Raw genomic sequence first — 19,217 nt, 5'->3', positions numbered from 1 at the left:
ATGGTAAAAATGAAAAGAAGGACAGGAATTTTAGCCAGTGCACTTTCTCTTATATTTATGGGGATTTTGTTACTTTTACCGAATTTTAATGTATTTATACCTTCTTTAGTTTACAAAATGATATGGCCCATATTTTTTATTTTGCTGGGCTTAGAACTGATATTTAGCAGTAAATTATATGGAAATGAAAAGAGTGATATTAACATAGGAGTTATATTATTGGCGATTTTAATCTTAATTTTTACGGGTAAGTTTTTCTATTTGTTTCCTTTGAATTTTATTGATTTATGATAAGTAGAGTATATTAGATTGGAGGTCACAATATGAGTGGAAAATTGTATAGGTCTAGGGTGGAAAAAATGGTAGGAGGAGTCTGTGGAGGAATAGCGGAGTATTTGGACATTGATGTGACTTTAGTAAGAATTATTTGCCTTTTAGCGATATTTAGTGGTATTGGACTGATTCCGTATATCATTGCTTGGATATTAATACCGGAAAATCCTTATCAATTAAAAGGAAAAATTGTAGAAGAAGAGCCTAAAGCCGAAGAACACCAACAAGATAGTACGGTAGAAGCAGAAGATAATTCTAACAAAGTAAACGAAGTTTTAGGTTGGGCTTTAGTGATTTTAGGAGCATTGCTTTTGCTAGATAGATTGTTACCTTGGTTGAGTTTTAAAATTATTTGGCCTGTTTTGCTGATCATAATTGGTTTAGGGATTTTATTAAAAAAAACGTAGGGAGTTGGTTTTATTTTCGTCATATTAAGGTGGCTATCTCCTTATAAGTAGACATAAGAGAAGTGACAGAGTTTCAAAAAATATGATATATTGTTGGCGATTTTACCATACATCAAAAAGATTAAGTTTTTTGCTTATGTAGTATAAGAAAAAGAGGCTTAGGAGTATTATAGTTCCTCCGAAAAATCCAATTGATTGTTTTGGTATTAGCAATGAAGAAAACAATACTATCACTAACAGAATTATTGTAAACCATTCTTTTTTTGAAGATGAGGTATATCCCATAATAGGTTTGTACTTTATAAATGTGTAAAGTATTATTATCCAGTTAAAAAATTGTATAAATCCCGTAGCGCTTGTTATGTATTCGTAGACGTTTTTTGGTAGTATGTAGGAAAGAACAACTGCTAGGAAAAGCCCAAAACTACTTAAGGCAAGAGCATATATGGGCACATCTCTTTTTGTTTTTTTTGTTAAAAAAGTTGGAGCAAATCTACCTTGTCCTAAGGAGTAAAGTACCTGTGTAACTCCATACATTGCACCATTCATTGTAGTTAAAGCTGCTGTAAGTATTACAAAGTTCATTATTGAAGCTATAAAAGGAATTTTGGTAAAAGCCAAAAGATTTATAAATGGACTTTCTCTAATAGAAATGTGGTTCCATGGTATTATCATTAGAAGTAAAGTTATTGAGGAAATATACAGTATTGTAAGAAAAAATACTATGTATTTACAAGCTATTGGAGCATATTTTTGAGGATCCTTGGTTTTTACTGCTGACATTGCTACAACTTCTACGCCGCCAAAGGGAATTAATGACATGAGCATCGCACCTAAAAATCCTTTTATTCCGTGAGGTGCAAATCCGCCGTAAGCATAGAGATTTTTAATTCCTACAGTGGGGGTTTTTGTAAAAAAGCCCATTATTGTAAGAATTCCCACTATGACGATAATAAATAAAGCAATTATTTTTATAGTAGAAAACCATGATTCAATTTCTCCAAAATTTTTTGTTCCCATCAAATTGATACCTATGACCAGTATAGAATAAACAAATGCAAAAAACCAAAGGGGCATTTCTGGAAACCAATATTTAGTAAATATAGCTGAAGCAGTAACTTCACTGGACATTATGAAAACGCCTGCTGTCCAATACACCCAGCCACTTAAAAAACCTCCAATATCGCCTAAAATTTCTTCTGCATACACTCTAAAAGTGCCTTCTACCGGTTTGTGAGTAATCATTTGTGACAATGCATAAAAAACTTGTGACATGATAAAAGCTGATACAGCATAATTGAGTATGACAATAGGGCCAGCAGTATGAATTGCAATGCCACTGGCCAAAAAAAATCCTGCTCCCAAAATTCCTCCGACACCAATAAGCACTAATTCATTTACAGATATTTCACCTTTTTCCATATTTACACCTCCGCTTGTTAATATTATTATTAGCAAATTAGTTTTAGTTTATTATTATTACTTTATTTCGTGCCATTCCATTTTACTGTAGAATCTATAATCATATCTATTTGTTCACTTCATTATCAAAAATTTTCAAAATTAGAAGGATAAAGTAAAATTATGTCGTATTATTAATATATGTATCAATCAAAATTGACCTTTTCTTACAAAATGTATTTTCTCTATAGTGCCATTTTTATATTTGGGAACAAGTTTTATTTTTTTACGTCCAAATTGATAAAAGGGAGGTTGGAAAGTGGGACGGGAGGACTTGTTGGGAAGAGCAAAAGCAGGGGAGACGGAGGCTTTTGAAATTCTTGTAAGTGAGCATCAGAAATACATATATAACGTAATATTGAAAATTGTTTTTGACAAGGAAGAAGCATTAGACCTTACTCAGGAGACTTTACTTAAAGCGTATTTAAATATAAAAAAATTTAGGGGAAATAGCAGTATCAGGACATGGCTTTATAGGATTGCTATAAACTGCGCTATAGATTATTTAAGAAAAAGAAATGTGGAAAAAAGTAATTTTAAAGAAATAGAAGAATTTGAGAATGAAATAAAAGATTTTGAAACTCCTGAAGAGGTGTTAGATAAAAGATTAACTGCAGAAATGTTAATGAGAGAAATAAACAAACTTCCTGCAGATTATAAAATTGTCTTGATTTTAAGGGATATAGAAGGCTTAAACTATGAAGAAATATCCAAGATAATGAATTTAAATTTGGGTACTGTAAAGTCTCGATTATGGCGGGCAAGAAATCTTTTAAAAGAGAGAATAAAGTCATTATCAGAATTTTTATCATTAGAAGAAAGGGGGCAGCTATGATGGAATGCGAAAAGGTACTTGAGCTTATACCACAATATGTAGACGATGAATTGGATAAAGCACAAAAAGAAGAATTAGAAAAGCATCTTGAAAGCTGTGAAAGTTGCAAAAAGGAATATTATCTGCAGAAGAAAATAATAAAAAATTTAAAAAATATGCCTCCTATAGAACTTCCTGAAGATTTTAATAAAAAATTACATCAAAAATTGATTTATCATAAAAATTTTTTAGAGAAGAAAAAAGAAAGGCTAAAAAAGACGTTAACAATAGTAGCTATTGCGACATCTTTAATATTTATGACAGTATTTATAGTGAATACATTTAATAAATCCTTACAAATTGAGTCTAATACTCCTTTAGCTAACATTGAAATGGGACAGAGTTATGGCTTACCTCAGAAAGAAGGAGCTAATAATGAAAGAGGATTGCCAGCAGGAACTTCAAGGAAAATTACAAAGAATGCAACCATTTCCTTGGAAGTAGAAGACGTCAATGGATGTTATGATAAAGTCTTTCAGTTAGTAAAAGAAGCAGAAGGTTTTATTGAAACTTCTGAGGAAACAGTATCCAGTGATAATATCAAAAGGGTAAATGTTGTTTTGAAGGTGCGGGAAGATAAATTTGAAAGTGTGATTTCTCAAATTAAAGATTTTGGCAAAGTAACAGCTTTAAGGATTGACAGCAAAGACATTACAGACCAGTATTATGACTTACAAGCAAGGCTAAAAAATTTGGAAGTAGAGGAACAAAAGCTTCAAGACATCATGAATAAGACTACTACAGTCAAGGAAATGCTTGAAGTAGAATCTGAAATAAACAGGATAAGAAGTGAAATAGAGTCAATGGAAGGACAGCTAAAATTATGGGAAAATCTTACGAGTCTGGCAACCATAAATCTTTCAATAAAAGAGATACCTAAAGATGAGAAACCTTTGGCTATAGTTTCTTTTAAGGGAATTGGTAAAGGTATAAAAGAAGCATTTATAAATAATATGAATTTTTTAATATTTTTTATGAAAAAGTTGATAATAATATTGGTGATAATTTTGCCTTATAGTGTACTGGCTTTAATCGGTTATAAAGTGTATATCTATTTCAAAAAAAGGAGATGACAATTTACATCTTCTTTTTTTTGCGGTATATTAAAATACAAAGAAATAAAAATGGGAGTGATTTAATGTATAAATTTTTAATAATTGATGGAAGTAGCCTCATGTACAGAGCCTATTATGCCTTGCCCATGCTTACTACAAGTGAGGGATTGCCTACAAATGCTCTGTATGGTTTTACTATGATGCTTATAAAACTTATCGAGGAGGAAAAACCTGATTACATAGCTATTGCTTTTGACAAAAAAGCTCCTACTTTTAGACACAAAGAATATCAAGACTACAAAGCTACAAGACAAGCTATGCCTGAAGAACTTGCTGAACAAGTAGACTATTTGAAAGAAATTATAGATGGCTTTAATATAAAGACATTAGAATTAGAAGGTTATGAAGCTGATGACATTATAGGGACTATTTCAAAGCTGGCAGAGGAAAAAGGAATGGAAGTGCTTGTAGTTACAGGAGACAGAGATGCTCTTCAATTAGTTTCAGATAAAGTGAAGATAAAAATTTCTAAAAAGGGTATTACTCAGATGGAAGAGTTTGACGAAAAGGCTATTTTAGAAAGGTATGGAATAACTCCTCAGCAGTTTATAGATTTAAAAGGGCTTATGGGAGATAAATCTGATAATATCCCTGGAGTACCTAATATAGGGGAAAAAACTGCGATTAAGCTATTAAAGGATTTTGGAACAATTGAAAATTTAATCCAAAATCTTTCTCAGCTTAAAGGTAAAATAAAAGAAAATATAGAAAACAATAAAGAGTTAGCTATAATGAGTAAGAGGCTTGCTACTATAAAAAGAGACATTCCCATTGAGATAGATTTTGAGGAGTATAAAGTAAAAAAATTTAATGAGGAGAAGCTTTTAGAGCTTTTTAATAAATTAGAATTCTTTAGTTTAATTGATAACATAAAGAAAGAAAGTAGCATAGAGATTGTAGATAATCATAAAGTTGAAAAATGGTCAAAAGTAGATATAAAAGAATTAGTAACTTTGTTGCAAGATAACAGAAATATTGCTTTTTACCCGTTAATTTATGAAGGGGAAATAAAAAAAATAGCCTTTTCTTTTGGAAAGGATACGGTTTATATTGACGTTTTCCAAACAGAAGATTTAAAGGAGATTTTTGAAAAAGAAGATTTTGAATTTACAACCCATGAAATAAAGGATTTTTTAGTGAGGCTTTCTTATAAAGGAATAGAGTGTAAAAGCAAGTACATAGATACTGCTGTAATGGCTTATCTTCTGAATCCTTCTGAGTCTAACTATGACTTAGACCGTGTGCTAAAAAAATATTTAAAGGTAGATGTGCCTTCTTATGAAGGAATATTTGGCAAAGGTAGGGATAAAAAGAAAATTGAAGAGATTGACGAAAACATACTTGCTGATTATATTTGCAGTAGATGTGTGTATCTATTTGATTTAAAAGAAAAGCTGATGAATTTTATTGAAGAGATGGATATGAAAAAACTTCTATTAGAAATAGAAATGCCTCTTGTAGAAGTTTTAAAATCAATGGAGGTAAGTGGTTTTACATTGGATAAAGAAGTTCTAAAAGAGCTTTCACAAAAGATAGATGATAGAATAGGAGAAATACTAGATAAAATTTATAAAGAGGCAGGATATCAATTTAATGTAAATTCACCTAAGCAATTAAGTGAATTTTTGTTTGAAAAGTTAAACTTACCAGTAATAAAGAAAACAAAAACAGGATACTCTACGGATTCTGAAGTTTTGGAACAATTGGTTCCTTATAATGATATTGTCAGCGATATAATAGAGTATCGGCAACTTACAAAACTTAAATCTACTTATATAGATGGATTTTTGCCTCTTATGGATGAAAACAATAGAGTACATTCTAATTTTAAACAAATGGTTACTGCTACAGGTAGAATAAGCAGCACCGAGCCAAATCTACAAAATATACCTATAAGAGAAGAGTTTGGCAGACAAATTAGAAGGGCTTTTATTCCGAGGAGTAGAGATGGATATATTGTTTCAGCAGATTATTCTCAGATTGAACTGAGGGTTTTAGCACATGTTTCGGGAGATGAAAAGCTAATAGAATCTTTTATGAATAATGAAGATATACATTTAAGGACAGCTTCGGAGGTTTTTAAAGTTCCTATGGAAAAAGTTACACCGGAGATGAGAAGAGCAGCAAAAGCCGTAAATTTTGGCATAATATATGGCATAAGCGATTATGGGCTTTCTCGAGACCTTAAAATATCAAGAAAAGAAGCAAAAGAGTACATAAATAATTATTTTGAAAGATATAAAGGAGTAAAAGAATATATTGAAAAAATAGTACGATTTGCAAAAGAAAATGGCTATGTGACTACAATAATGAACAGAAGAAGATATATTCCTGAAATAAACTCAAGAAATTTTACTCAAAGATCGCAGGCCGAAAGGTTAGCAATGAATGCTCCGATACAGGGAAGTGCGGCTGATATAATAAAAATGGCAATGGTTAAGGTATACAACGATTTAAAAAAATTAAAGCTTAAGTCTAAGCTTATATTGCAAGTTCATGACGAGCTTGTAGTGGATACTTATAAGGATGAAGTAGATATCATAAAAAAGATACTTAAAGAAAATATGGAAAATGTAGTGCAATTAAAAGTTCCTCTGGTTGTTGAAATTGGCGTAGGGCCTAATTGGTTTTTGGCCAAGTGAGGTGTGCAAAAATGCAAGTAATTGGACTTACTGGCGGCATTGCCTCAGGTAAAAGTACTGTATCCAAGCTATTAAAAAAGATGGGAGCTGTGGTAATTGATGCAGATATTGTATCAAGAGAAATAATGGTAAAAGGAACAGAAGCATATAATAGAATTGTAGAATATTTTGGAAAAGAAATTTTAAAGGAAGACGGCGAAATTGACAGAAAGAAATTAGGCAATATTGTGTTTGCTGACAGAAAAAAGCTTAAAAAACTAAATGAAATTACTCATCCCATAATAATAGAGAGGATAAAAGAAAAAATAGAAGAAGAAAGAAAAAAAAATCAGCAAAAGGCAATTGTATTAGATGCAGCTCTTTTAATTGAGATGAAACTTTATAAAATGGTAGATGAGGTTTGGTTAGTAGTAGTAGACTCAAAAACTCAAATAAAGAGGGTTATGGAGAGGGATAAGCTTTCTTATAAGGATGCGATAAACCGAATAAAAAGCCAAATGCCTTTGGACGAAAAAATGAAGTACGCAGATTTTATAATAAACAATAGCAAAGATTTTAAAGCTATGGAAAAACAAGTTACACTATTTTGGGAAAGATTTGCAACGTAAATCATGATATCGGAGGAGTTACTTTGAGAAAAAAAGTTGCGGCAATTTTAATACTATTAAGTTTATTGTTTACTTACGAGTTAAATACTCATTATTTTTTAAAAAAAATTTATCCTCGTAAATACTATAATTATGTATTTTATTACGCAAAAGAGTATGGCATGGACCCCTATCTTATTTTTGCTGTGATAAAAGTCGAAAGTAATTTTAGAAGCGATGCAATTTCCAGCAAAAATGCTAGAGGGTTAATGCAAATTTTACCAGAAACTGGAGAATGGATTGCTAAAGAAATAGGGATAAAAAATTACAGCAATAGTATGCTTTTTGAACCTAAATATAATATTCAAATGGGAACGTGGTATTTGACTTATCTTCTTAAAACTTTTAATGGAAATATTAAATTGGCTCTAGCGGCCTATAACGGAGGCAGTGGAAATGTAGATGCATGGCTTAAAGATAAAAGATTTTCTAAAGATGGTAAACAACTACATATTGTTCCTTTTCCTGAGACAAATAAATATATAAAAAAGGTATTAGCAGTTTACGAGATCTATAAGTTCATATATGAAACTAAGAATTGATATGAAGATTACTATATACAAAAAAAGTTGAAAAATTGGTATAATAGTATCGTTAAAAAGAAAATAAAAAGGGAGGACACAAATGAAACCGTTGAAACATTTAAAAGACTTAAAGGAAGTAAAAATCGAAAGAGATAGGGAGTTTTTCTCAGCCACTCATGAAGAAATAAAAAATGCTTGGACTACAGATGTGTATTTTTTAAGAACCCAAGATATTTTATCATATCTTGGTGTACAGGATAAAATAGTTACTGCAGAGATATTTCCAAGAAAAAAAGGAGTTTTTGCAGGATTACCAGAAGTAATGAGTTTACTTAAAGACAAAAATGTGGAAGTATGGTCTTTGAAAGAAGGAGATACTTTTGAAGCTAAAGATACGGTAATGAGAATAAAAGGACCTTATAGTGAATTTGGAATTTATGAAACGGCAATATTAGGAATTCTTGCAAGTTCTTCTGGTTGGGCAACAGCAGCAAGAGAGCTTAAAGAAGTTGCCAATGGCAAACCAATATTATGCTTTGGGGCAAGGCATGTTCATCCAGCTGTAGCACCTGTTATGGAAAGAGCGGCACTCGTTGGAGGAGCAGATGATGCCAGCTGTATTTTAGGTGCAAGATTAATGGGGAAAGATCCTAAAGGGACGGTACCTCATGCTGCCTTTTTGATTACGGGGGATACACTTGAGGTAGCAAGAGCATACAGAGATATAACTCCACCTGATGAGAGAATAACCATTTTAGTTGATACTTTTAAAGACGAAGTGGAGGAGGCTTTAAGAGTTGCTGAATTTTTAGGGGATAGATTATATGGAGTAAGACTTGATACTCCATCAGAAAGAGGGGGAGTTACACCTGGATTGGTATATGAGTTGAGGCAAAGGTTGAATCAAAAGGGATTTACAAACGTAAAAATTATAGTTTCCGGAGGTTTAAATCCTGAGAAAGTTGCAGAACTTTCTGAAAGTGGGGCGGATGCTTTTGGTGTAGGAAGTTACATATCTGATGCTCAACCTATTGATATGACTATGGATATAAAAGAAGTGGAAGGAGTACCTATTGCTAAAAGAGGAAGAATTCCAGGTATTATAGAAAATAAAAAGTTGAAAAAGATAAAATAGTTTTCGGAGATGATAGTTAATGAGAAAATTTATTATATTATCTTTCATTTTGCTGTTTATTTTTACGGGATGCAAAACATTTTCACAAAATATAGTAAATTTGCCGCAAGCCTCTGAAGATAAAACTAATATTGAAGAAGAAAAGCCAGTAGAGGGTGGCACTTTAAGAGTAAATATTACTTCTTTTGAGACGTTAAATCCTTTTTTAAACAGCGATGAACGAGTAAGGCAAATGTTAAATTTGTCATTGGAAGGATTAGTTACTATAGATAAAACTTTAAAACCTATTCCTCAATTAGTAGAAGAGTGGCAAATAAATGGACTTAATATAAAATTTTATTTAAAAAAGAATGTTAAATGGCAGGATGGAGTAAATTTTACGGCTCATGATGTAAAATTTACTTTTGATTCTTTTAAAAATAAGGAAGTGAAAAGTCCTTATAGGGATATTCTCATTAACTATCTCTCCTCTTATAAAACAAATGGTGATTACGAATTTGAAGTTGTTTTAAATAAACCTGTTGCAAATCCAATAGCTTTATTTACTTTTCCTATTTTAGCCGAACATCAATTCAAAGATGAAAAAGATATTTTAAATAAAGACATTGTACCTATCGGTACAGGACCATATAAAATATCTTCTTACAGAGTTGGCAGAGAAGTTATTTTTGAAAGAAATCCTTATTATAGAGACGACAAACCTTATATAGATAGTATAGTTTTTAAAATTGTACCTAATGAAAATGCGATGATAACATCTTTTCAAAGCAAGGAGGCGGATTTTACTTTTTTAAGTGACATAGACTGGGATAAATACAAAGAAATTTCAAATGTAAATATTTATAAATATGTTATTCAAGATTATGTACTTATAGCACCTAACTATCGAAATCCAGCTTTAAAAGATTCAAATGTTAGAAAAGCTATGTGTTATGGAATAGATACTGACAAAATTTTAAGAGATGTATATTTTGGCCATGGCCTAAAAACATGTATTCCAGTCCGTCCTGATTCATGGCTTTATAGCAATAAAATAGTATCTCATAATTATGATATAAAAGAAGCAAATAAAATATTGGAGGAAAGTGGTTGGAATTTAGTTAAGGGAATAAGGAGTAATGGAACTTATCAGCTCAAATTTGATTTGATAGTAAATGCAAATAATCCTTATTTAATTAAGGTTGCTCAAATTATAAAGAATAATTTAAAAGATGTAGGAATTGAAATAAATATTGTACCGAAAGATTGGGATAATTTACTAAGTACTGTGTATTCGGGTAATTTTGATTTAGTACTAATGGAGTGGAATTTAAGTTATAATCAAGATATGTCTGAAATGTTTATAACAAAAGGTAAAGACAACTTTATAGGTTATAGTAATTCTAAAGTTGATGAAATATATAGTAGAATTTTTTATGATTCAGAAGAGAATTCTTTAAAAACAGATTATCAAGCTTTGGAACAAGTTTTTTTAGAGGAACAACCCATAATTGGCCTTTTCTATATTGAAAGAGCAGTTATGGCATATGACAATGTAAAAGGTGTGGACCCTACTGGATTTAATGTTTTCGACAATATAGAAAAATGGTATATAAAAAAGTAGTATTAAAAAATAGGTATTGACACTGACCTAAAAAGATTATATAATTCATAGTGTGACGAAATTAAAAAAGCGTGCGGTGGTGGCGGAACTGGCAGACGCGTACGTTTGAGGGGCGTATGGGGTTTCCCGTGTGGGTTCAAGTCCCACCCTCCGCACCATAAAAGAGAAAGAGGCGTTGAGCCTTTTATTTTTTTGTCACACAAATTATTAATTTTTTATAAAATATATTAAAAAAAGATTAAAAAGTTTAAGAAAGATTTAATGTAAACATTGACTTTGACTGTAGTATATGATATGATAAAACAAAAGGACAAAGTATGCAATCTTGCCGAATCCGAAAGGTACGGAGGAACCGCTTTTGGGGGTTAATCTGTAGTTTTAAGCTACAGTAGGGATGCCTTCTGTCCCGCACCCGACAGCTAACTCCGGAGGCAATAAAGGAAGGAGATTTGCGGTGGATAGGCGACTGGGAAAAATGATTTTTGTAATTTCTGTGTTTGGTGCAACGCTGATTGGCAGTTCTTTTTTGAGCCCAGTGTTTGCGGAAGGATTGGGAATTGGAAAAATTACAGGTAATTATGTAAATGTGCGGACCCAAGGAAGTTTAGCAGGAAGTGTTATTACCCAGCTAAATTGGAATGACACAGTGACTGTATTAGATAAGCAAAACGGCTGGTATAAAATAAAGCTTTCAAATGGAAGAGAAGGATGGGTTTTTGGTAAATATTTATCTGTAAGAAGTTTTTCAAATGTTTCAAGAGGAGATACCGAAAATTTAAGTGTTGGTATAGTGACAGGTAATTATGTAAATGTGCGAAGTAAAGGAAGCTTATCAGGGAGTATCATAACCCAGCTTAACAAGAACACTACAGTGACTGTATTAGATAAGCAAAATGGGTGGTACAAGATAAAGCTTTCTGACGGAAGAGAAGGATGGATTTACGGACAGTACTTAGCGGTAAGGAGCACTTCAAATATCTCAAGAGGTGAAGTGGATAGGAGTTTAGTGGATAGATTAATAGATTATGCTAAGTCTTTTGTGGGGACTCCATATGTCTATGGTGGCTCAACTCCAAAAGGATTTGATTGTTCCGGTTTTGTTTATTACGTATTTAAAAATTTTGGTTTTGATTTGCCACGAACGGCGAAGGACCAATCTACTGTAGGAGAATATGTGAGTTACGGTGACCTTCAACCAGGCGATTTGGTATTTTTTAAAACATTGGGGAGTAGTGTGATAAACCATTCAGGAATATATATTGGCAATGGGGAGTTTATACAAAGCTCTTCAGGTAGAGGAAAGGTCATAATAAGTTCTTTAAATGAAGGTTATTATAAAGAACATTATGTTACAGCAAGAAGAATTATAAAATGACGATGATAAAAGAGTGCTCTAGAGAGTGCTCTTTTTTATATTGACTATTTTTATCCTTTAATATATTATATAATACTGTACATGCGATACAGCCTATTTTATGGAAGGAGATACCTTATGAAATATGTAAGAGAAGATGTAAGAAATATAGCCATTATTGCTCATGTTGATCATGGAAAAACTACTTTGGTTGATGCTATGCTTAAACAAAGCGGTATTTTTAGGGCAAATGAAAAAGTTGAGGAAAGGATTTTGGATTTTAACGATTTAGAAAGAGAAAGAGGCATAACAATTCTTGCCAAAAATACTGCTGTTAGATATAAAGATGTGAAAATAAATATAGTGGATACCCCAGGACATGCGGATTTTAGCGGTGAAGTAGAGCGAGTATTAAAAATGGTAGATGGGGTACTTTTGTTGGTAGATTCTTTTGAAGGACCTATGCCACAGACCCGTTTTGTATTAAGTAAAGCATTGGAACTGGATCTAAAACCTATAGTTGTCATAAATAAAATTGATAGGCCTGATGCAAGGCCTCAGGAGGTTATTGACGAAGTCTTAGATTTATTTATTGAATTAGGAGCAAATGATGACCAAATCGATTTTCCTGTGGTTTACACCTCTGCAAAAGAAGGTATAGCAAAATTAAGTTTAGAAGAAGAGTCTCATGACTTGAGACCTCTTTTTGATACGATTTTAGACTATATTCCTGCACCAATAGGAGATATTGAAGCACCATTACAACTTATAGTGACTACTCTAGATTATGATGATTACATTGGGAGAATTGCCATTGGAAAAGTAGTTAGAGGAAAAATAATTTCAGGGGAAGAAGCGGCTATATGTAAAAGAGATGGGTCAATACAAAAAGTTCACATAAATAATCTATATCAGTTTGAAGGACTAAAAAGAGTGCAAGTAGAAGAAGCAAGCTTGGGAGATATTGTGGCGGTTTCTGGCATAAGCGATATTGAGATTGGAGAGACCATTGCAGATAGAGATAACCCCGAGGCGGTAGACTTTGTTCGCATAGAAGAGCCAACAGTTTCTATGACTTTTAGTGTAAATACCAGTCCTTTTGCTGGAACTGAGGGTAAATACGTTACTTCAAGACATTTAAGAGAAAGGCTTTTTAAAGAGCTAGAGACAAACGTCGCATTGCGAGTTGAAGAAACAGATTCTACTGATTCTTTTAAGGTGTCTGGAAGAGGAGAGCTGCATCTTTCTATTTTAATTGAGACTATGAGACGGGAAGGGTATGAATTACAGGTTTCTAAGCCTACCGTGATTTTTAAAGAAATAAATGGAGTAAAAATGGAACCTATTGAACTTTTGACAATAGATATTCCTGAAGAATATATGGGAGTTGTGATGGAAAAATTAGGACCGAGAAAAGCTGAATTGATGGATATGCACACATTAAAGCCAGGAACTATAAGGCTTAAGTTTAAAATACCTACACGAGGCTTAATAGGGTATCGGTCTGAATTTTTAACAGATACAAAAGGAAATGGCATAATGACCTCTGTCTTTTATGATTATGCACCTTACAAAGGAGACATTCCTTCTCGTACGAGAGGCGCTCTTGTAGCTTTTGAGACGGGGGTTGCGACAACTTATGGCCTTTACAATGCTCAAGAGAGAGGGACACTTTTTATAGAGCCAGGTACAAAAGTGTATGAAGGGATGGTTGTGGGAGTTAATTCAAGAAGTGGAGATATTGATGTCAATGTATGTAAGAAAAAACATGTGACAAATTTAAGGTCTGCAACGGCGGATGAGGCTTTGAGGCTATCTCCTGTAAAAAAGATGTCCTTAGAAGAAGCATTAGAGTTTATAGATAATGATGAATTAGTGGAAGTTACTCCTCAAAGCATTAGAATACGAAAAAAGATTTTGGATTCTCAACAGAGGTATAAAAGTGCAAAATATAACAAATAAAGGAGCTTTATGGATCCTTCAGCTTGTTGACAAAGTAAAAATTTTTTAAAATAGGATATTTTGCATCGTCACTCCGATGTTCCAAAGCGACAAAACTAAGCTCGACCTTCGGGTTCCGGCAGGGTCCCGGGCACATTCGACCTCCTGTCTCAGGTGCCCGCCTCCGCCATCCTTGGCTTCGGCCCTGCCTCCGCCCTCGGTCTCGCTAAGTTTTGTTAACGCTTTGTCACAAGTCGTGCCTTATGCAAAATATCCTATTTCCGAAAGTTTGTATACAGTCTAAAGGAGCTTTATGGCTCCTTCTATTTATATAATTCATTTAAAATTTTGCTTATATAATTTATAGTTTCTTGGTAAGGGGGAATACCTTGATATTTTTCTACTGATTGAGGACCAGCATTATATGCAGCTAATGCTAATCTTATGTCATGGTAAGTGTCTAACAAATTTTTTAGGTATCTTACTCCTCCATCTATATTTTGAGAAGGGTCAAAAGGATTGGATACATTTAATTCCTTTGCAGTTGAAGGCATAAGCTGCATAAGTCCCATCGCTCCTGCAGAAGAAACTGCGAATGGATTAAAATTAGACTCTGCTTTGATGACCGCTCTGATGAGATTTGCATCTACATTATATTTTTGACTGGCCCGTTGTATTAAATCTTCAATTTGTTGTAAATTTGTATTTTTTGATGGCGCATTATTACTCACATTTCCTGAATTGTATTGTTGATTTTCTATAGCATTGTTTAAAACTTCAGCAAAAGGTTTATCAGTGTTAAATATTTTTATATTAGCAGGGAGTCTGCTTTGAATTTCGCGAAATTTATTTTCAATTATTTGATTTACAATATTTGTCAATTCAATCCCTCCTATAATATATAATTCGACAAAATTCTTCTAAAACCTCTTTTAAAAGTGCAAATTAGTAAAAAAGTCCTATTAAAATTTTTAAAGGATTTTTTAAGGAAGTATAGTATAATATAAGTGTAAAGATTTATGGTATAAAGATTTATGGTAAGGGTTGATAAAGAAATGAAAAACGAAAGAATGCTGGAAGTTTTAATTGTTGTATTAATAATTCCTCTAGTTTCTCTTTTAGCAGGTTATTTTATTTCAAAAGATATTGTAGAACCTAACATTTCAAAAACAAATGACAGTGATAATTTTGAAGAGATGGTTGTTAAAGGAATTGACTTGTTTGAAGTTGTTTTAGGTAGCTATTCAGATTTTGAGACTGCAAAGTATCAGGATGATTTAATGAAGATGAAGGGAGTTTATTCTTTTGTTAGTAAAGATTCTGACAAATATTTGTTAATAGGTGGAATATTTTTAGATAGAGAACAAGCTGCTTTATTTTCTTCTTCCTTAAAGTCTCAAGGTATTTCCAGTGAAGTATATGTAAAAAAAGGGCCTTCTATAAAAATTGCATATGACAAGAAATTAACATCAGAAATGGATGTTTTTACAAGCAAATTACAAGATTTTCAACAAATTTTTGATTATATGTCGGCTCTTTCTTATAAAGCTTCTAATGACAAATTAGAAAAACAAGAATTAGAAGAATTAAAGAGAAAAGTGGATAGTTTTAAAAATAGTAAGGAGGATTTTGAAAAAAAAGAAGTGACAATACTAATACAAAAGACGATAGAGATTGTCGATAAAATAACAAATGATATTAAAAAAATTGAAATATCGGCTGCTTTAGAAGATGGAAATACCTTTAGTTTATTGCAAGAAAGTTTATGGCAATCTTGTGAAGAATATAATACTTTTTTAAAAACAATTGTTATGCAAAACCAATAATGGGGTGTTAAGGTATGAAATTAAAAGAGGTAAAAGAAATTTTAAATGCAGAAGTTATGGTGGGAGAAGAAAAATTAGAAGAAGAAGTATTTACTGCTTGTGGTGCAGACTTGATGAGTGATGTTTTGGCATCTCGTGACGAAAAGGCTGTGCTTTTGACAGGGCTTACTAATGTCCAAGTTATAAGGACTGCAGAAGTAGTGGGAGATATTAAATGTATAGTGTTTGTAAGAGGTAAGACTCCGGGAGAGGAAATATTGGAACTTGCTAAAAAAGCAGGACTTGTGATAATGAAGACAAAATATCCTCTTTATATTGCCTGTGGCCTTTTGTATTCTAATGGGCTTACTTGTAGAAGTGGTGAATGAAATGGTACTTTATAGTTTAGATTTTGATGTTAAAGCGAGAGATTTTGATTCTGCAGGAGAGGTTTCCAGCAATTTAAGAGCTGTGTTAAAACAGCTTTCCTTAAATCCAAATGTTGTAAGGAGAAGTTGCATAGCTTGTTATGAAGCAGAGATGAATATAATAATTCATTCTTATGGAGGACATATAAAGATAGAAATTTTTGCCGACAAAATCCGTATAATCGCAGAGGATACGGGCCCAGGAATAGAAGATATTGAACTTGCCATGAAAGAAGGATATTCAACGGCGCCAGAGGAAATTAGGGAGATGGGATTTGGAGCAGGCATGGGACTTCCTAATATGAAGGAAAATTCTGATTTTATGGATATAAAAAGCAGTAAAAATGGGACAACTGTGGTAATGGAAATTTTATTTAAGTAGGTGATAAAATGTCATATTTTCACTCTGTTACATTAGATAAGGATAGATGTAGAGGGTGTACTAATTGCATAAAAAGATGTCCTACGGAGGCAATAAGGGTAAGAGATGGGAAAGCAAGGATTATAAATGAAAGGTGCATAGATTGTGGTGAATGTATACGTGTGTGCCCATATCATGCTAAATTGGCGGTAACTGATAGTTTGGATACGATGAAAAATTTTAAGTACAAGATTGCACTTCCTGCTCCTTCTTTATATGGACAATTTAGGGATTTAACTATTAATCAAATATTGAGTGCATTGCTGGATATAGGCTTTGATGAAGTTTTTGAAGTGGCATATGCTGCTGAAATTGTTTCTAAATTTACGCGGGAAGCATTGGCAAAAGGAAATTTAAAAAAGCCAGTTATATCTTCTGCTTGCCCCGCTGTTGTGCGATTTGTACAAATCAAATTTCCCTCTTTGATTGATAATTTATTGGATATATGTTCTCCTATGGATACTGCGGCAATATTAGCAAAAAAGGAAGCAATTAAAAAGACGGGACTGAAGCAAGAGGAAATAGGAGTTTTTTTCATTTCCCCCTGTGCTGCAAAAGTGACAAGTGTGAAAAATCCTATTGGTATAGAAAAATCCAAAATTGATGGGGTTTTTTCTATGAAAGAAATATATGGCCTAATCATTGAAAAAGCTAAGACTACTGTTGTCAGAGATTTAAGCAAAGCTTCTATGATAGGTGTTGGATGGGCAAACTCTGGTGGAGAAGCTTTTGGCACTTTTACAGAAAATAGTATTTATGTAGACGGGATACACAATGTTGGAGATGTCTTAGAAGAGATTGAATTAGGAAAATTGAACGATTTAGACTTTTTTGAAGGTCTTGCATGTATCGGTGGGTGTATTGGTGGACCTTTAGCTGTTGAAAATAATTTTGTGGCCAAAAATAGAATAAGAAAACTGACAGAAAAACTTCCTAAAAGAGAAGAGCCTTTGTTTGATGAGAAAGAGATTGATTTTGGAGAGGTGAAATGGAAAAAGAAAATAGAAAAAAGTGAAGTTATGAAGTTGGACAAAGACATTTCAAAAGCACTTGAAATGATGAAACAAATAGACACCCAATACAAAGCCTTACCAGGACTTGACTGTGGTTCTTGTGGTTCTCCTACTTGCAGGGCATTGGCGGAAGATATAGTGAAAGGGTATGCTACGGAATATGATTGCATTTTTATATTAAAAGACAAAATAAAAAATTTGTCTCAAGAATTAAATGACCTTGCGGGTAAAATTCCTCCAGTTTTAAGTGACGAAAAGGAGTGAAATTTATGAGGATAAAAGTAGAAGATCTTGTCAATAGCGGATTTAAATTAATTGCAGGGGACAACGGAATCAGCAAAGAAATTGAGGGGGTGTATATATGCGACCTTTTAAGTTGGGTTATGGCTCATGCAAAAGCAAAAAGCGCTTGGATAACAATTCAAACTCATATAAATATTGTAGCAGTGGCTTTGCTGGCAGAAATAAGTTGCATAATAATTCCCGAAAATGCGAAATTAGATGAGGAAGCCAAGAGGAAAGCCGATGAGGAGGGCATCCCTATATTAAGTTTTTCAGGAACTTCTTATGAAGCAGCAATAACTTTGTACGAGATGATGAAGTGATGCTTTACTATGATTTGCACATTCATACAGCGCTATCTCCTTGTGCTTCTGATGATATGACTCCTAACAATATTGTCAATATGGCTTCTATAAAAGGACTTGATGTAATAGCTATAACAGATCATAACAGTGCAAAAAATGTAAAAGCTGTGTATAATCTTGGATTAAAAAAAGGCTTAATAGTAGTTCCTGGTATAGAGGTACAGACAAGAGAAGAGGTTCACATACTTTGTTATTTTTATTCAGTAGATGAATGTATAAAATTTAGTGAAATTATTAACAAAAATTTGATAAAAATTAAAAACAAAAAAACAATCTTTGGGAATCAATTTGTAATGAATGAAGAAGATAACATAGCAGAGGAAATAGATTACTCATTGTTAGTTTCTTCTAATTTAAGTGTTAATGAAATTTTCGACTACATGGAGGGCAGGGGGGTAGCGGTCCCTGCCCATGTGGATCGATATTCCTATAGTATTATATCAAATCTTGGTTTTATTCCGAATATTAAAAATTTAATTACAATCGAGGTATCGAAAGCCATCAGAAAAGAAAATTTTTTACACTCATATCCCGAATATAAAAAATATAAAATTATAAGGTCTTCAGATGCTCATTATTTAGGAGATATTTCTGAAAGAGAAGAATTCTTACTGTGCGGGTCTGAATTAAAAAGTATTGTAGACTGGCTAAGAGGTTATTGATTTTTCCTATAATCCTACTAAATTAGTTGGACTTATTAGAAAATAAAAATTTTTTATAAAAAATTGTTAAAGTTTTAATAAAGTTATGATATAATATTGACAAAGAATGCACAAAAAATTTATATGAGATAAGCTATATGAAATTTTAATTTAGGTGATTGCAAAATGAGATAAATATTAGAGTAAAAAAGTTACATTACAAGGA

General features: G+C 32.5%; 19 protein-coding genes, 1 tRNA gene and 1 riboswitch. Of the genes, 18 read left to right on the top strand and 2 right to left on the bottom strand.

Annotation, left to right across the window (positions count from 1 at the left end; translation table 11 throughout):
* Positions 1-9 precede the first annotated feature (9 nt).
* Positions 10-291, top strand: a complete 282-nt coding sequence (locus tag I4N53_RS07420) for a LiaI-LiaF-like domain-containing protein (RefSeq protein WP_012994889.1) — start codon at positions 10-12, stop codon at positions 289-291.
* Positions 292-323: 32 nt separating this feature from the next.
* Positions 324-740 (top strand): PspC domain-containing protein, encoded by a 417-nt coding sequence (locus I4N53_RS07415; RefSeq protein ID WP_012994890.1) that lies wholly within the window; start codon positions 324-326, stop codon positions 738-740.
* A 102-nt stretch (positions 741-842) separates the two neighbouring features.
* Here the strand turns inward: I4N53_RS07415 and I4N53_RS07410 are convergent, their stop codons facing one another.
* Complete coding sequence (locus I4N53_RS07410; protein WP_028991511.1) at positions 843-2,162, bottom strand: amino acid permease; 1,320 nt, start codon at positions 2,160-2,162, stop codon at positions 843-845.
* A gap of 298 nt (positions 2,163-2,460) precedes the next feature.
* Here I4N53_RS07410 and I4N53_RS07405 point away from each other — a divergent pair, with 298 nt between their 5' ends.
* From I4N53_RS07405 to typA, 10 genes are all read left to right on the top strand, one after another.
* A complete protein-coding gene (locus I4N53_RS07405) occupies positions 2,461-3,036 on the top strand; it encodes an RNA polymerase sigma factor (RefSeq protein WP_012994892.1) in 576 nt (191 codons plus the stop codon).
* Positions 3,033-4,148 (top strand): DUF4349 domain-containing protein, encoded by a 1,116-nt coding sequence (locus tag I4N53_RS07400; RefSeq protein WP_214495954.1) that lies wholly within the window; start codon positions 3,033-3,035, stop codon positions 4,146-4,148. The genes I4N53_RS07405 and I4N53_RS07400 overlap by 4 nt, the downstream gene beginning before the upstream one ends.
* Before the next feature lie 65 nt (positions 4,149-4,213).
* Positions 4,214-6,832: a DNA polymerase I gene (polA, locus tag I4N53_RS07395; RefSeq protein WP_012994894.1), complete on the top strand. Its 2,619-nt coding sequence runs from the start codon at positions 4,214-4,216 to the stop codon at positions 6,830-6,832.
* Between the two features lie 11 nt (positions 6,833-6,843).
* Positions 6,844-7,440: a dephospho-CoA kinase gene (coaE, locus tag I4N53_RS07390; RefSeq protein WP_012994895.1), complete on the top strand. Its 597-nt coding sequence runs from the start codon at positions 6,844-6,846 to the stop codon at positions 7,438-7,440.
* A 23-nt stretch (positions 7,441-7,463) separates the two neighbouring features.
* Positions 7,464-8,021, top strand: a complete 558-nt coding sequence (locus tag I4N53_RS07385) for a lytic transglycosylase domain-containing protein (protein ID WP_012994896.1) — start codon at positions 7,464-7,466, stop codon at positions 8,019-8,021.
* An 82-nt stretch (positions 8,022-8,103) separates the two neighbouring features.
* Positions 8,104-9,138 carry a nicotinate phosphoribosyltransferase gene (locus I4N53_RS07380; protein ID WP_012994897.1) on the top strand — a complete coding sequence of 345 codons (1,035 nt, stop codon included), beginning with the start codon at positions 8,104-8,106 and terminating at the stop codon, positions 9,136-9,138.
* A 19-nt stretch (positions 9,139-9,157) separates the two neighbouring features.
* Positions 9,158-10,741 carry a peptide ABC transporter substrate-binding protein gene (locus I4N53_RS07375; protein ID WP_214495953.1) on the top strand — a complete coding sequence of 528 codons (1,584 nt, stop codon included), beginning with the start codon at positions 9,158-9,160 and terminating at the stop codon, positions 10,739-10,741.
* Between the two features lie 73 nt (positions 10,742-10,814).
* Positions 10,815-10,899, top strand: a tRNA-Leu gene (locus I4N53_RS07370).
* A 158-nt stretch (positions 10,900-11,057) separates the two neighbouring features.
* Positions 11,058-11,190, top strand: a riboswitch (cyclic di-AMP (ydaO/yuaA leader).
* Positions 11,191-11,195: 5 nt separating this feature from the next.
* Positions 11,196-12,116, top strand: a complete 921-nt coding sequence (locus I4N53_RS07365; RefSeq protein WP_013150108.1) for a C40 family peptidase — start codon at positions 11,196-11,198, stop codon at positions 12,114-12,116.
* A 117-nt stretch (positions 12,117-12,233) separates the two neighbouring features.
* Positions 12,234-14,057, top strand: a complete 1,824-nt coding sequence (typA, locus tag I4N53_RS07360) for a translational GTPase TypA (RefSeq protein WP_214495952.1) — start codon at positions 12,234-12,236, stop codon at positions 14,055-14,057.
* A 302-nt stretch (positions 14,058-14,359) separates the two neighbouring features.
* Here the strand turns inward: typA and I4N53_RS07355 are convergent, their stop codons facing one another.
* On the bottom strand, positions 14,360-14,917 hold the full coding sequence (locus I4N53_RS07355; RefSeq protein ID WP_214495951.1) for a lytic transglycosylase domain-containing protein: 558 nt from the start codon (positions 14,915-14,917) through the stop codon (positions 14,360-14,362).
* A gap of 153 nt (positions 14,918-15,070) precedes the next feature.
* Between I4N53_RS07355 and I4N53_RS07350 the strand changes: the two genes are divergently transcribed.
* Genes I4N53_RS07350 through I4N53_RS07325 form a run of 6 tightly spaced genes read left to right on the top strand, consistent with a single transcriptional unit; the run spans position 15,071 to position 19,012 of the window.
* Positions 15,071-15,862 (top strand): SPOR domain-containing protein, encoded by a 792-nt coding sequence (locus I4N53_RS07350; RefSeq protein WP_012269446.1) that lies wholly within the window; start codon positions 15,071-15,073, stop codon positions 15,860-15,862.
* Positions 15,863-15,876: 14 nt separating this feature from the next.
* Positions 15,877-16,230, top strand: a complete 354-nt coding sequence (locus I4N53_RS07345) for a DRTGG domain-containing protein (RefSeq protein ID WP_012269445.1) — start codon at positions 15,877-15,879, stop codon at positions 16,228-16,230.
* Entirely contained in the window at positions 16,202-16,651 is a 450-nt protein-coding gene (locus tag I4N53_RS07340) for an ATP-binding protein (protein ID WP_214495950.1), read from the top strand. Before I4N53_RS07345 ends, I4N53_RS07340 begins: the two co-directional genes overlap by 29 nt.
* Positions 16,652-16,659: 8 nt before the next feature.
* A complete protein-coding gene (locus I4N53_RS07335) occupies positions 16,660-17,967 on the top strand; it encodes a [Fe-Fe] hydrogenase large subunit C-terminal domain-containing protein (protein ID WP_214495949.1) in 1,308 nt (435 codons plus the stop codon).
* A gap of 5 nt (positions 17,968-17,972) precedes the next feature.
* Positions 17,973-18,308, top strand: coding sequence for a DRTGG domain-containing protein (locus I4N53_RS07330; RefSeq protein ID WP_012994907.1), 336 nt, complete (start codon positions 17,973-17,975; stop codon positions 18,306-18,308).
* Positions 18,305-19,012, top strand: a complete 708-nt coding sequence (locus I4N53_RS07325; protein ID WP_198002298.1) for a PHP domain-containing protein — start codon at positions 18,305-18,307, stop codon at positions 19,010-19,012. The genes I4N53_RS07330 and I4N53_RS07325 overlap by 4 nt, the downstream gene beginning before the upstream one ends.
* Positions 19,013-19,217: the final 205 nt, after the last annotated feature.

Origin of the sequence: Thermoanaerobacter sp. CM-CNRG TB177, from assembly GCF_018588165.1 — a bacterium.
Lineage (GTDB): Bacteria > Bacillota > Thermoanaerobacteria > Thermoanaerobacterales > Thermoanaerobacteraceae > Thermoanaerobacter > Thermoanaerobacter thermocopriae.
This window is presented reverse-complemented; position numbering and strand designations above follow the sequence as displayed.